This is a genomic window from Stackebrandtia nassauensis DSM 44728 (assembly GCF_000024545.1).
Classification (GTDB): Bacteria; Actinomycetota; Actinomycetes; order Mycobacteriales; family Micromonosporaceae; genus Stackebrandtia; species Stackebrandtia nassauensis.
The window spans coordinates 3510557-3524964 of the sequence record NC_013947.1; the positions used below are offsets into that span (position 1 = coordinate 3510557).

9 protein-coding genes are annotated in these 14408 nt (G+C 68.8%); 3 read left to right on the forward strand and 6 right to left on the reverse strand.

Going from position 1 to position 14408, the window contains the following annotated elements; all coding sequences use genetic code 11:
• Positions 1 to 232: 232 nt before the first annotated feature.
• From SNAS_RS16380 to SNAS_RS16390, 3 genes are all read right to left on the reverse strand, one after another.
• Positions 233 to 3502: a GH92 family glycosyl hydrolase gene (locus SNAS_RS16380; RefSeq protein ID WP_013018559.1), complete on the reverse strand. Its 3270-nt coding sequence runs from the start codon at positions 3500 to 3502 to the stop codon at positions 233 to 235.
• A 98-nt stretch (positions 3503 to 3600) separates the two neighbouring features.
• Positions 3601 to 4716: a sensor histidine kinase gene (locus SNAS_RS16385; protein WP_013018560.1), complete on the reverse strand. Its 1116-nt coding sequence runs from the start codon at positions 4714 to 4716 to the stop codon at positions 3601 to 3603.
• The gene (locus SNAS_RS16390) at positions 4713 to 5372 is read right to left on the reverse strand and encodes a response regulator transcription factor (protein WP_013018561.1); all 660 of its coding nucleotides are present in this window, start codon (positions 5370 to 5372) and stop codon (positions 4713 to 4715) included. Before SNAS_RS16390 ends, SNAS_RS16385 begins: the two co-directional genes overlap by 4 nt.
• Before the next feature lie 141 nt (positions 5373 to 5513).
• Here SNAS_RS16390 and SNAS_RS16395 point away from each other — a divergent pair, with 141 nt between their 5' ends.
• Positions 5514 to 6722 (forward strand): DUF418 domain-containing protein, encoded by a 1209-nt coding sequence (locus SNAS_RS16395; RefSeq protein ID WP_013018562.1) that lies wholly within the window; start codon positions 5514 to 5516, stop codon positions 6720 to 6722.
• Between the two features lie 4 nt (positions 6723 to 6726).
• On the opposite strand, the gene SNAS_RS16400 is transcribed toward SNAS_RS16395, so the two are convergent.
• From SNAS_RS16400 to SNAS_RS16410, 3 genes are all read right to left on the reverse strand, one after another.
• Positions 6727 to 7767: a C40 family peptidase gene (locus tag SNAS_RS16400; RefSeq protein ID WP_013018563.1), complete on the reverse strand. Its 1041-nt coding sequence runs from the start codon at positions 7765 to 7767 to the stop codon at positions 6727 to 6729.
• Between the two features lie 63 nt (positions 7768 to 7830).
• Complete coding sequence (locus SNAS_RS16405; protein ID WP_013018564.1) at positions 7831 to 9780, reverse strand: YhgE/Pip family protein; 1950 nt, start codon at positions 9778 to 9780, stop codon at positions 7831 to 7833.
• Positions 9780 to 12491, reverse strand: a complete 2712-nt coding sequence (locus SNAS_RS16410; protein WP_013018565.1) for an MMPL family transporter — start codon at positions 12489 to 12491, stop codon at positions 9780 to 9782. The genes SNAS_RS16405 and SNAS_RS16410 overlap by 1 nt, the downstream gene beginning before the upstream one ends.
• Before the next feature lie 139 nt (positions 12492 to 12630).
• Between SNAS_RS16410 and SNAS_RS16415 the strand changes: the two genes are divergently transcribed.
• Together SNAS_RS16415 and SNAS_RS16420 are read left to right on the forward strand one after the other, a co-directional pair.
• On the forward strand, positions 12631 to 13284 hold the full coding sequence (locus tag SNAS_RS16415) for a TetR/AcrR family transcriptional regulator (RefSeq protein WP_013018566.1): 654 nt from the start codon (positions 12631 to 12633) through the stop codon (positions 13282 to 13284).
• A 53-nt stretch (positions 13285 to 13337) separates the two neighbouring features.
• The gene (locus tag SNAS_RS16420) at positions 13338 to 14369 is read left to right on the forward strand and encodes a LacI family DNA-binding transcriptional regulator (protein ID WP_013018567.1); all 1032 of its coding nucleotides are present in this window, start codon (positions 13338 to 13340) and stop codon (positions 14367 to 14369) included.
• Positions 14370 to 14408: the final 39 nt, after the last annotated feature.

Consider the following 14408-nt stretch of genomic DNA (forward strand, 5'->3'; position numbering starts at 1 on the left):
CATGGCACGGAAACACGGGAATTCGCGATTCGGCAAAGGACGATCGTGTTGACGATAATCAGGGGGCGCAAGCTCGTGGTGGGCGACGTGATCGCGGTCCTCGCCCTCGTCGCCGGTGTGGTGGTGTTGAGCCAGGACGGCGACGGCGAGAATAAGGCATTCTGCCGTGCTCGGGTTCCCTCACATCGACCGATGCCCAGCTTCACGACGCCGCAACCACCCTGTATGTCCGCTACAGCAACGTGATCGCGTACACCTCCACGCGCGCGTCGTCGGGCAGAGTCACCGACTGCACCTTCTTGCCGGAGTCCAATGTGAGCGAGCTGCCGTACAGCCGCACCGACGGCCCGTCCGTGCCCTGTCCGGCCTTGATCCGGTGCGGCATCTCCAGCGCCACCGTGCTGCCCGACGGCGTTGAGCCCGCCCAGTCGCCGACGGTCACCGGGATGTCCTCGCTGCTGCCGTCGGTGTACCGCACCGTCAACGCGGTCGATACTGGTCCATTGTGTGCGGACGCCACCACCGACAGCTTCCCGTAGTCTCCTTCAGGAAGCAGCATCGCCTGTCCCTTGGCCTCGGTGAAGTTCTCAGCGGTGCCCGACGGATCAGGCGCGACATAGGTGACGTCGTCCCAGGTGACCGGACCGGCTTTCGGCAGCAGTTCGGCGTCGTAGCTCCAGCCCTGCCCGTCGAAGTCGCCCTCCTCGGAGGCTGCGGTCGTGGCGGTTCCGTCGTGGTTGGCCGCCTCGCTCAGTTCGACGGCGCACTGCCCGTCATCGGTCGAGGCACAGGTCGCCGCCGACCTGACCTCCACTGTGGCTTTCTTGGTCACCCGGTTCGCCCCGGAGGCCTTGGACGTGATCTCGATCGGGTACTCCCCCTTCGCGGTCCCGGCCGGGACCGTCACCGACACCCCGACGGTCTTTTGCGTCGGCAGATGGTCCGATGAGATCCTCAACGGCGGTTTCGGCTTCAAAGCCACGTCCCATCCCTTGGGCGCCTTGGCTTTCATCGAGACCTTCAGGTCGCCGGGCGCCTGGCCCAGGACGTCGGCGGACAGCGCGACGGTCTGGGCGGCGTCGCTTTCGCCGATCACGGCCGTGGCGGGCCGCAGCGACGCGTCGAGATGCCGACGACCGTCCGGGTCGGCCTTGCCGACCGACGGCGGCTGGTCGCCGTCGCCGGTGCCCCAATCGGACGGTGAGGTGCCCAGTTCCTGGGCGATGTCGCCGCCGTGCGCGATGTCGCCCCAGTCGAGCCAGGTCTGCGAGACGTCCTCGCCGTTGAGGGACACGTTCTGCACGTACCGCTTGGTGTCGCTGGCGCCGGGCGCGGTGATGTTCAGGGTGCCGCCCTGGCGGTCGCCGTACTCGCCGATCGTGACGGTCGCGGAGTCGAACTGCGGGCTGGACAGCGCCAGGAAGTCGCCACCGCTCATCGTCGGGTACATCCCCAGCGACGAGTACACGTACCAGGCCGACATGGTGCCCAGGTCGTCGTTGCCGGTCATGCCGTCGGGCCCGGTGGTGAACAGCGTCATCGCCGCCCGCACCACCGTCGCGGTCTTCGCTGGAGCACCGGCCCACAGGTACATGTACGGCGCCAACAGATCCGGCTCGTTGTTCGGGTTGTACGTCGGTTTGCCGTAGTAGTCGTACGGGTCGGTGATCCAGTCCTCGCGGGCGGTGCCCTCGGGGTCGGTCAGCAGCTTGTCGTAGACGAAGAAGTCGTCCAGCCGTTTCTCGGTGTCGGTCTCGCCGCCCATCAGGTCGACGAGACCGGCCGGGTCCTGCGGGACCAGCCACTGGTACTGGTACGCGCCGCCTTCGTGGAACTGGTGATCGGCGCTGACGGGATCGTATGGGGTCAGCCAGGTGCCGTCGCCGGTTCGGGGCCGGAAGTGGCCGGTCTTGTCGTCCCACAGGTTGCGGTACCACTGGCCACGGGCGGCGAACTTCTTCGCGTCGGAGCCGTGCCCCAGGCCGTCGGCCATCAACGCCAGCGCGGAGTCGGCGGCGGCGTATTCGAGGGTCGCCGAGGCCGGGTGCTTGCAGTCGTTGTCGCCGCCCTTGTGCGCGCAGTCGGTTTCGAGGTCCAGACCCGACGGTATGTACCCGCGTTTCAGGTAATAGTCGATTCCGGACCGTCCGTTGTAGGGGGAGTCCTTCGGTGGTGTGCTGGTGGCGTTCTGCTTCAGCAGCTCGTAGGCCTCGTCCTCGTGCCCGGCCAGCAACCCCTTCGACCATGCTTCCACCAGGAACGGTGTCACCGGGTCCCCGGTCATGATGTTGGTCTCGCTGTTGGCCAGTGCCCAGCGGGGCAGCCAGCCGCCCTCGCGGCCGATCGCGACGATGGACAGCGCGACGTCCCGGGCCACCTGGGGTTCCAGCATCTCCAGCAGCTGGTTCTGGGGACGGTAGGTGTCCCACAGCGACAGGTTCTGGTAGGGCGTGAATCCCTTGGCGGTGTGCACTTCGCCGTCGAAGCCGGTGTAGCGTCCGTCCACGTCTCCGGCCAGGTTCGGGTGCAGTTGCGCGTGGTACAGCGCCGTGTAGAACGCTTCCCGTCGTTCCTTTGTGCCACCGGTGATCGTGATGGAGTTGAGCTTGTCGACCCAGTCGTCGTGCAGCTGTTCCCGCACGGCGTCGAAGTCGTAGGAGTCGCCGGTCTCGGCGTCCAGGTTCTTTCGCGCACCGTCCATTCCGGTGTAGGACAGGCCGACCTTGGCCACCACTTCCCGGTCCTTGCTGGCGTCGAAGCCGATCCAGGCGCCGTTGCCGCCCTCGCCCGACGCGTCGCGCGTGTCGGGCCGGATGGTCTTGTCCCGCCAGGTGCCGTAGGAGTCGAAGGGCTGGTCGAAGGTGGCGGTGAAGTACACGGTGTGCTTGTCCTTGCCCGCGCAGAAGCCACCGGCGGTCACCCGGCCCTCGACGGTGCGGTCGCCGACGACGTGCACTTCGGAGTCGTGCACCGACTGGTTGGCCTTGCCGGTGTTGAACATCAGGTTCGCCGCGTCGGTGTCGGGGAAGGTGTAGCGCTGCCAGCCGGTGCGTTTTGTCGCGGTCAGCTCGGCGTTGATGTCATATGAGGACAGTCCAACCTGGTAGTACCCGGGGGTGGCCTCCTCGTCGTCGTGGGAGTACTTCGACCGGTACTTCTCGGGATCGACGGTGTCGACCTCGCCGGTGGTCGGCATGATCGGCAGTTCACCCGACACTCCACACCCGACGCCCGACAGGTGGGTCTGGCTGAATCCGTGGATCTTGTCCTGCTGGTAGTCGTACCCGCCCTGGCCGCCGGTGTCGGGGCTGATCTGCACCATCCCGAACGGCGCGCTGGCACCGGGGAACGTGTTGCCGAAGTTCTGCGTCCCGACGAACGGGTTGACCAACGTCGTGGGGTCCTCGGGTTCCACGGCGACCGCCGAGGACGGCACGAGCAGTCCGACGGCGAGCACGGCTGCGGCCAGGACGGCGTTGACACGCTTTGACGCGGAAAGCATCGGGCACCTCCGAGGGCGGGTGCCGAGGTCGTGCGGGGTGGCCTCGGCAGGGCGTTGCGCAGACGCTTCCACGAACTCGCGCGGCTGTCAACCGTCGGTTACCGACCCGCCTGCCACCCGTGGCCGGGCAACCGCAACCGCAGCGTCCAGCCGCCTGCGTCGGTGGGGCCGTAGTCGAGCGACCCGTCCAGCAGTTCGGCGCGCTGCCGAAGCCCGAGCAGGCCCTGTTCGGCGCTGGGCAGCGCCACCACCGCGCGGGTGGCGGCGGTGTTGGTGACGCTCACTTCGATGGTGTCGCCTTCGGTGAACACCCGGACGGTCGCGGTGGCGCCGGGGGCGTGTTTGCGGACATTGGTCAGTGCTTCTTGGACGGTGCGGTAGATCGCGCGCTCGACGGCGGCGTCGACGTCGGGCAGCGGTTCGGCGCTCAGGGTGGCGTCGATGGCGCTTGAGGCCACGAGCTGTTCCAGGTCGTCGACGCCCGGCTGCGGCGTGAGTTCGGTGGGTTTGCTTCCGGCGGCGCGCAGCACGCTGACCATGTGGCGCAGTTCGTCCAGGGTGCGGGTGCTGAGTTGCCGGATGGTCGCGGCGGCCTCTTTGGACTCCGGGTCGCCGGTGCTGACCTGCCAGGCGGCGGCGCGGACGGCGATCAGGCTGACCTGGTGCGACACGACGTCGTGCATCTCGCGGGCGAGTTGGGCGCGTTCGGCGGCCAGCGCGGTCTGGGTGATCAGCAGCCGTTCGTGTTCGCGGGCCTCGGTGATCTCGTCGAGCCTGTCCGACAGGTCGCGTTTGGTCTGGACGAGCTGCCCCAGAAACGCCGGTGCGGCGGCCAACGCCAGCGAGTAGACGAAGGTGACGACGGTGAGGGAATCGGTCAGGTACTCGGTGTCGTCCAAGGGAACCGGCCAGATGTAGCAAAGCCCCAGGACGAGGACGGCGGCGCCCAGCCAGCCGCGTCGGCGCGTCGTGTTGGCCACGGTGTACAAGGCGATCAGCGACGCGGCGCTCTGCCCCAGGACGAGCGCCCCGGGAAGCGTTGGCAGGAAAGCGATCCACGGCCATCGCCGCCGCAGTGTGAGCGCGGCGACTCCGACGACGGCCCACACGATGTCGTAGTGTTCGTTGCCCGAGTACAGGCTGTACACGATGTCGACCCCGGCGACGAGGATGACCAGCGGTTCGACCAGCCAAGCGGGGATGCGGCGTCTCATCGGTCGTCTCCGGGCGGTGGCAGGATTCCGGCGCGTTCGGCCAGCAGCGCGGCCTGCACCCGGTTGTTGATGCCGAGCTTGGTGAGGATCGCGCTGACGTGGTCCTTGACCGTGCCGACGCTGAGGAACATCCGTGCGGCGATGTCGGAGTTCGACATCCCCTCGGCGATGAGCACCAGCACCTCGCGTTCGCGCCGGGTGAGCCGTGAGACCCGGGTCGTGTGCTGGCCCCGGTTCTCGCCCTGCAGGTACCCGTCGACGACCGAGCGGGTGACCTTCGCCGACAGCACGGCCCCGTCCGACATCAGGGCACGCACCTGGTGCGCCAGGTGCTCGGGGTCGGTGTCCTTGAGCAGGAACCCCGCCGCGCCCAGCCGCAGCGCGGCGGCGACGTACTCGTCGGTGTCGAAGGTGGTGAGCATCGCGACGACCGGCGGACGGGTCAGCCCACGCAGCTGCCTGAGGATGGTGAGCCCGTCGACGTCGGGCATCCGGATGTCGAGCAGGACCACGTCGGGCCGGTGCTGGACCGTCGCGTCCACGGCCTGCCCACCGGGAACCGCCGCGACGACGGTGATGTCGTCGGGAGCGTTGAGGATATGGGTGAAACCGGTACGGATGAGGGCTTCGTCGTCGACGACCAGGACCCGGATCATGCCCCTCCCTCATACGGCTCGGCAGCGGGGCTTGAATACTAGATCGGCCAGCTGGCGGGGGTGGGTGTACCGCCGATCGGCGGGGTGGGTCCGGAGCCTCGACCGAGGGCGGGCGACGTATCGGCCGCGAGGCTTGCGGGCGTGACGACACTCCTTCGCACCGACGTCGATACCGCCTCCCCCGCCCGATCCACGGCCAGGATCGTGGGCCTGGATCTGGCTCGCGCGCTGGCGGTGTTCGGCATGTTCTACGCGCATGTCGGCCCGGTATCCGAGGACGACTCCGGGTTCGGTTCCTGGCTGATGAGTTTGCCGCACGGCCGCTCGTCCGCGTTGTTCGCCACCCTCGCCGGGCTAGCGCTGGCGCTGCTCAGCGGCGGTGCCACACCCCGCACCGGACGCTCGGGGCGTCAGGCACTGACCCGGATCGTGATCCGGGCGGCATGCCTGCTGGCACTGGGGACGGCGTTGACCGCCTGGGGCACCTCGGTCGACGTGATCCTGGCGTACTACGGCCTGTACTTCCTGCTGGCGCTGCCGTTCCTGCGGCTGTCGGCCCGGAGCCTGTTCATCGCGGCGGGTGGGTTCGCGCTGCTGGGGCCGCTGGTGCTGCACGGCCTGTGGTACCTCGGTTCCGACTGGGTGGCGGCCGTGGACCGCGTCGACCCGTTCGCATGGTGGGGCAACGGCGTGCTGTGGCTGCTGTTCTTCGGAACCTACCCGGCCGTGACGTGGATGGCCTACGTCCTGGCCGGGATGGCGCTGGGGCGTCTCGACCTCGCCGCCACGGCGACCCGGGTGCGCCTGGCGGTCGCGGCGGTGGCGGCGATGCTCGCCGGATACGGCGTCTCGTGGCTGATCGGGTTCCTGTTCCCACGACTGGAGGCGTTCGCGGCCTCGTCGAGTTCGAGCATGTCCAGCGAATCGTCCAGCGAGATCAGCGACGAGGCACTCAAGTACGACTTCGTACCGGACTCGCCGTCGTGGCTGCTGGTGGCCGAATCGCACAGCGGCACCACCTTCGAACTGGTGGGCAACATCGGCGTGGCCACGGCGGTGATCGTGGCGGCGGTGACGCTGCTGAACCGGTTCCGGCGAGCACGCTGGTGGCTGGCCCCGGCGATCGCGGTCGGCACCATGTCGCTGACGGCCTACGTCGCGCACATCGCCGGAGTGTGGTTCCTGTTGGACATCAACGAGTACGGGTTCGCGATATCGCCGTGGCTGTTGTGGGGCGCCTTCGTCGTGGTCACGATGTTGCTCGCGTTGACCTGGAAACGCTTCTTCACCCGCGGGCCGCTGGAATACCTGCTGCACGCGGCGACCCGGGTCGCGGCGCGAGTGCGCTGACGCGTCAGGCCAGGTACCGCACCGCTCCGGCGAACTCGAAAGCGTAGGGGTGTTCGTCCACCGCGACGATCTCGATGCGCTGTTCGACCTTGTCGGTGTTGGTGCGGGCGTCGATCATGTGGCCGTCGCCGATGTGCATGCCGACGTGGTGGACGCGGTCGATGCCGTAGAACAGCAGGTCCCCGGCGCGCATCTCCTCGGCGGCAACGGGAGTACCCGCGTCCTTCTGCGGCCCGGAGTCCCGGGGAATCGTCACCCCGTGTGCCTTGTGGAGGCTGTGGGTGAGGCCGGAGCAGTCGAACCCGAAGCCCGCGGTACCGGCCCACAGGTAGGGCAGGCCGAGGAACATCTTGGCGTCGGCGACCAGATCGGCACCCGACGGCGCCGGGATCGCGTCCTCGGATGCGTACACCGTCGCGGCGTCGACGCACAGCCACTTGTCGCCGTGGGTGGGAGTGGCGACCTTCAGCGCGGTGTCGGTCTGATCCAAACAGGGAAGCCGGTTGCCGTAACTGATCTCCATGAACTCACCGGACAGGGTCGCGTCGTCGTACAGCCAGGTGGTGGCGTCGGTGACCTGAGCGAAGGGACCGTCACTTCCCGACGGTGCCTGAGTGGTCAACTGGGAACGGAGCACCCAGCCGGGGTAGCCGCGTTCGTCGCGGGGCGTGGGCTGACCGTGCACGACGACGTGCACCCAGTCCCCGGATTCGGCGGTCACGGTGACGTCCTGACCGTACAGGCCCTGGGTCTCCAGGTTCCCGATCAGCCAGCGGCGTTGCTTGAGGCTCATGGCGGCCAGCCACGCGCGCAGGTCCACCGGGTTGGTCAACGACGGCGCGTCCACCTTGCGGTCCTTGTCGGGCTCCACCCACAGTGTCGCCGCCGCGACGTCCACATAGGCGACGTCACCGACACCGGGAGCGCCACCGCTCTCGGGTTCCTTCGCCGCCGCCGGGTTCGCCGCGCCACCAACACCCGCGATGACCAGTCCGGACATCGCACCGGCCTTGAGGACACCGCGCCGGGAGAACTTTCCGGTCATAGCCACTCCATAGATTCGAACGATGGACAAATGTTGATCCCCGCAGAATCTACCTTCCGAGCGTCAGGTTTGGGCCAATCGCAGCCGTCGGGGGCTGAGGTAGCGGCGGCGGTCGGTGACGATGACGGCGGCCACCGCGCCGATGCCCAGCCACACGGCCAGTTGCGTGACGCCCTCGGTCAGCCCGGCACCGCCGGAGGCGGCGGCTCGCAGCGCGATGATGGCGCCGTGGGTGGGCAGGTATCCGGCGAGGTCGTACAGCGGCGACGGCACTGTGGACACGATGCCGAGGGCGGCGGTGAGGACGAGCACCGCCAGTGAGGCCATGCGTCCGGCGCGGCCGAAGATCGCCACGGCGGCCTGGTTGACGACGGTGAACGCGAGCGCGGCCAAGAGCGCCACGGCCCCGAAGGTCAGGGCGCGGGCGGGGCTGAGTTCCAGGACCGGCCAGGCGATCGCGGTGATCGCCAGTGCCGCCAGGGCGGCGGCGCAGGCGCCCGGCAGCGCGGCGCGGATGATGATGCGCCAGCTGGGTTCGCGGGAGGTGAGGATCTGGCCGGGCACCGCGCGGGTGACGATGTAGACGGCCAGGGCCAGTGCCCACAGTGCCAACGCGGCGAACAGCGTGATGGACAGGGTGTTGAACGGTGTTCCGTTCATGGTGGCGGCGGTCGGGTCGGCGGCCACGGTCTTGAGGTGGTCGCGTTCCTCGTCGGTGTAGTTGGGGATGGCGTCAAGGCCCGACAGCAGGCCCTCGGCGAGTTCCCGCGCACCCTCGTCCACTTGCGAGGCTCCATCGGACAGGCGGTCGGCGCCGCTGGACAGCTGTCCCGCTCCCTTGTCGATCTTGCTGGCGCCACCGGACAGTTGCCGGGCCCCGTCGGCGGCGTCGGCGATGCCCTCGGCCAGTGGGGCGGCCTTCTCGGCGAGTTTGGCGTTGCCGTCGGCGACCTTGCGGGCGCCTGCGGCCAGTTTCTTGATGGCGTCGCGGGTGTCGACGACGTTGGACCGCACCGAGTCGATGCCCTCGTCGATGGCCGAGGCGTTGTCGGAGAAGGTGTCGGCGGCTTTTTGGAGGTCGTCGCAGAACTTCGCGTTGCCGCCGTTGGCGTCGCAGCGGGCGGCGAACTTCTGGAACTTGTCGGCGGCGTCGGTCGCCGAGGGGAGCGCGTCGATGGCCTTGATGATCTTGTTGGCCAGCGGCACGACGGTGTCGGCGAGCTTCTCGTTGCCGTCGGCGACCTTGTCGGCGCCTTCGGCGAGCTGTTTCGTCAGTTCGGGGAGCTTCGCGGTGGCGGATTCGGCGTCGCCCAGGCCACCGGCCAGTTCGCCGGCGCCGGACTTGAGCTTGCCGGTGGCGTCGGCCAGGGTGTCGGCGCCGTCGGACAGTTTCGCGGCCCCGGATTTGAGTTCGCCGGTGCCGTCGGCCAGGCGGTTGGCGCCGGTGGCGGCCTGTTCGAGCTTGTCGTGGATCGTGTTGAACGCGATGTACACGTTGTCCAGATAGGTCTCCACGACCTGCTTGTCGAGGCTGCGTGTGGTCGACAGCGCGACGTCCTCGGACACCATCGGATCCGCGACGCCCGCCGCGTCGGTGGTCTCGACCTCCAGGATCGCCCGGTCGGCGTCGAGCGGTTCGGCGGTGGCCGCGGAGGTGCCCCGGGCGGAGAAGTTCTCCGGGATGGTGACGACGGCGGCGTACTCCCCTTCGGCCAGGCCGGTCTTGGCGTCCTCGGCGTCGGTGAGCACCCAGTCGTAGGAGGAGTCGTCGTTGTGGGTCAGGTCCCCGGCCAGTTCTCGGCCCAGCGGGATGGTCTGTCCCTTGACCTTGACGGGTTTGTCGTTGTTGACCACGGCGGCGGTGGCGGTGCCGTGGTCGGCGTCGATGGCGGACAGGGCCCAGGTCAGCGAACCCATGACCAGCAGCGGCAGGACGATGAGTCCGGTCCAGGTCTTCCAGGTCAGCGGCCCGGAGGCGATGGCGCGGGCGGAATCGGCGAACGGTGTGAACATCAGACGACCTCAGCGGGGTGAACGGTACGGGTGAGTCGGTGGGCGGGGTGCGGGATCAGGTCCCGGATCCGGTCGGGGTCCTGGCAGGTGACCACATAGGAGACGGGTTCGCCGGAGCGGTTGCGGCGGTCGGACAGCAGTGCCCGCAGCTGGTCGCGGGTGTCGGTGCGCAGCACCCAGTCGACGTCGTCGAGCAGGATGAGGCGAACGCCGTCGGCCAGCGCGGCGGTCACGCGCCGCGCCGGGTCGGGGGTCTGGCCACAGTCGATCAGCTCGGCTTCGCGGCGCAGGGCGTGGGAGTGCTGCGGCAGCACGTGGCCGAGCACCTTCAGGTCGCCGGTGACGCCGGGGACCCGTCCGGCGAGGGTGAACAGCAGCGCGGTCTTGCCGACCGGGCCGGTCCCGTCCAGGACCAGGACCTCGCCGTGCGGCAGGTCGAGGTCCACATGCGAGTACACGGTGCGTCCCCGGTCGTCGGCGAGGCTCAGGCCGCGAGCGGTGACCGCTTCCTCGACACCCGGGGCGGGCCAGTCGGCGAGCCGCAGTTCGCGCACCAGGCCGTCGCCTTCGGCGTCGAACACCGGCAGCATCCGGTCCAGTTTCGGCGGCAGCCCCCAGGCGCGGTGCCCCAGGAGCGCGAGCACGGCGGGAACCAGGGTCATCCGGACGAGGAACGCGTCCACGAACACGCCGACAGCGAGACTGAACGCGATCGGTTTGATGGTGGCGCTGCCCTCGGGCACGAACGCGGCGAAGACCGCGAACATGATCAGCGCCGCCGCGACCACCACCCGCGAGGCCGAGATGAACCCGGTCTCGATGGCGCGGTGCGGATCCCCACCGTGGACGTAGTCCTCACGGATACGCGACACGAGGAAGACCTCGTAGTCCATGGCGAGTCCGAACAGGACTCCCATGAGGATGATCGGCAGGAAGCTGATGACATTGCCAACCCCGGCCACGTGAAGCGCGTCGGCGAAATGTCCTTGGACGAACACGAACGAGGTGGCGCCGAAGGCGGCGCCCACCGACAGCAGGTACCCGACCGTGGCCTTGATCGGCACCCAGATCGAGCGGAACACCATCGCCAGCAGCACCAGCGACAGTCCGACGACGAGGATGCCGAACGGCAGCAGCGAGCTGCCCAGCTGGGCGGACACGTCGATGCCCACGGCCGTCAGGCCGGTGACGGCGGTCTTGGTGTCGTACTTGTCGAGGAAGTGGTCCTGTTTGGCGCGCAGGTCGGCGACCAGGTCCTCGGTTTCGGCCGAGTCCGGGGCGGTGGTGGGGATGACCTGGATGATCCCGGTGTCGCCCTTGGGGTTCGGGGTGGCCAGCGGCACCGATGCCACGCCGGGCATGTCGCGGATCTCGTCGGCGATGTCGTCGACGAGGCCGATCGGGTCCCGGCTTTCGATGATGTCAGCGGTGACGATCAGCGGTCCGTTGTAGCCGGGTCCGTAGTGGTCGGTGATGATGTCGTAGGTGTCGCGGGCCGGGCTGCCTTCGGTGGCGTCGCCGTTGTCGGGCAGGGCGAGTCGCAGGTCGGCGGCCGGTATCGCGCACACTCCCAGCCCGGCGACGATGACCAGGATCGTCACGATCGGCGCCTTAGTGACGGTGCGGACCCACCACCTAGCGATCGGCGGTTTGCGCCACGCTTTCCTTGTCTTGCGCCGCTTGGGAACCCGGGGCCGCAGCCGCTCCCCCGCGAACGCCAGCAGCGCGGGTACGAGCGTCACCGCGACGACGACGGCCAGCGCGACCGCCACGGCCGCCGCCACACCCATCGTGGTCAGGAACGGGATGTCGGCGACGAACAGGCCCAGCAGCGCGATGACAACAGTCAGGCCCGCGAAGATGACCGCCGAACCGGCCGTCGCGGTCGCCCGCGCCACCGACTCCTCGACGTCCAGTCCCTCACCGAGTTGGTCGCGGTGCCGCGACAGCAGGAACAGCGCGTAGTCGATCCCCACGGCCAGCCCCAGCATGACGGCCAGCATCGGCGCGGTCGACGAGATCGGCACCACCAGCGTCGCCAGGTAGATGAGGCCCACCGAGATCCCCACGCCCACCACGGCGGTCAGCAGCGGCATCACCGAGGCGATGACCGAGCGGAACATCAACAGCAGCACCAACAGTGCGACGCCCACGCCGATGGCCTCGGTGGGGCTGAGTTCGGGGATGTTGTCGGCGAACGCGTCGCCGCCGGTGTGGACCGTCGCGCCGTGGCCGACCTGGTCGGCCAGGTCGTCGGCGATCGCGGTCAGGTCGTCCTTGGTGGACTGGTGGACGTCGGCCTGCGGGACGGTCAACAGCACCGTGATGATCGCGGCCCGGCCGTCCTTCGCGACGGCGCCGTTGATGTCCTTGTCGAAGGGGTCGGCGACCACGGCGACCTGGTCGACGTCCTCGATGTCGGCCACCGCTTCGGAAACCGCGTCGCGGGTGGGGCCGGAGTCGGCCTGTTGCCCGGCCGGGACGGTCAGGACCAGTCGCGCCGAGGTGCCACTGAACTCGGGGAAGACCCGGCCGAGGTAGTCCAGTGTGTCCTGTGATTCGGAACCGGGGATGGCGAAGGTGTCGTCGGTGCCCTGGTTGAAGAGCGCCGCGGCCCCGCCCGCGGCGACCAAGGCGACTATCCACAGTGCGACGACAAGGCCCCGGGCCCGGGCGGCGGCCCGTCCGAGTCGATAAAGCACCGACGACATTCCTGCTCCCAACTAGTGTTGACGAAATCATCACTTATGAACCACACGTCAGGCTAGCAAATGTGACGATTTCGTCAGCACTGAACCCCTTCCGCTAAGATGACGCTGGATTCAACACGGCACTAATCGGAGGTCAACGGTGACCGAACCGGCGAACAACCGCCTGGAACGACGCAAGGCACGCACCCGCGCCGCCCTCATCGGCGCCGCCCGCGCCTTCATCGCGGAGGGCAAGCTCACCGCCCCGATCCTGGAGATCACCCAGGCCGCCGACGTGGGTATGGGCTCGTTCTACAACCACTTCGACAGCCGGGAGCACCTGTTCCAGGCCGCCGTGGAGGAAGCCCTGCACGACTACGGCGAGGCCCTCGACCGCATCAGCGACGACCTCGACGACCCGGCCGCCAAGTTCGCCCAGAACTTCCGGCTGACCGGACGGCTGCACCGCCGCAACCCGCAGCTGAGCAAGATCCTGCTGCACGACCGGCCCTCCCTGGCCGGACCGCTCAAGGGCGTCACCCTGCTGGCCCGCCGCGACATCGACGCCGCCATCGACAAGGGACAGTTCACCGTCGCCGACCCCGAACTGGCGCTCGTCATCGTGGCCGGAGCCGCCGTGGCACTGGGACAGCTGCTGCACGACCAACCCGAGCGCGACGACGCCGAGGCGACCGACCAGGTCACCGAGGACCTGCTGCGCATGATGGGCCTGTCCGGCGAAACCGCCCACAAGCTGGCGATCGCGCCGCTGCCCGACATCGACGACCTCGACAAGCACCGCCCGACGCGCTAGCGGCACCACATCACCGGGCGGCGGGAACGCGCGCCGATAGCTAGACTCCGGTCGTGGCTCGTCGATCTGTGCCGCACCGCCCCACGATCGCCGATGTGGCGGCCCTGGCCGGTGTCTCGAAAGGCGCGGTCTCGCGCGCCTTCAACGGCGGCGAACGCATCAGCGCGGCCACCATCCAGCGCATCCACGACGCCGCCACCCAGCTGGGCTGGGTCCCCAGCGCGGCGGCCCGGGCCATCAACGGCGCGCCCACGCAAGCGGTCGGCATCGTCGTGCGCCGTCCGCCCGAACTGCTCGACATCGATCCGTTCTTCCCGGCGTTCTTGGCCGGAGTCGAGACCGTGCTGGCCCGCCACGAATACGCCACCATCATCCGCTTCGTCGAGGGCGCCAAACAGGAACGCGCCTGCTACGAGCGCATGATGGCCGAACGACAGGTCGACGGGTTCCTGCTCAACGACCTGCGCCGACCCGACTTCCGGTTCCGGTTGTTGTCCGGAATGGGAGCCCCGGCCGTGGTGGTGGGAACACCAGGCCCCTCGTGCCCGTACCCCAGTGTGGACAGTGACAGCACCCCGCGGGTCCGGCAACTCATCGAGCACCTCATCGCCATGGGGCACCGGCGCATCGCGCACGTGACCGGCGTGCCGGAACTGCTGCATTCCCGGGCCCGGGAAACGCTGTGGCGACAGACCCTCGCCGACCACGGCATCGAACCCGGACCCGTGGCCGTCGGCAACTTCGTCGCCGCCGGTGGGGCACAGGCGACGCGACAGCTGCTGGCCGAACCACGGCGACCGAGCGCGATCTTCTACGGCAACGACGTCATGGCCGTGGGAGGTATGGCGGTCCTGGCCGAACACGGCCTGCGGGTGCCCGAGGACGTGGCGGTGGCCGGGTTCGACGACATCGAACTCGCCTCCTACCTGACCCCGGCGTTGTCGACGGTGCACTGCGACTACCCCGGTCTGGGACGGGCCGCGGCCGAGATGCTGTTGACCGCGATCGGCGGCACCGCGCCGTCGTGGCGGGTGACGCTGCCGACCCAGGTGCGACTGCGCCGGTCCACGGCGAACACAGGGTAAACGATTGTGGACGTTTTGAAGGGATGCCCGAAATGACGC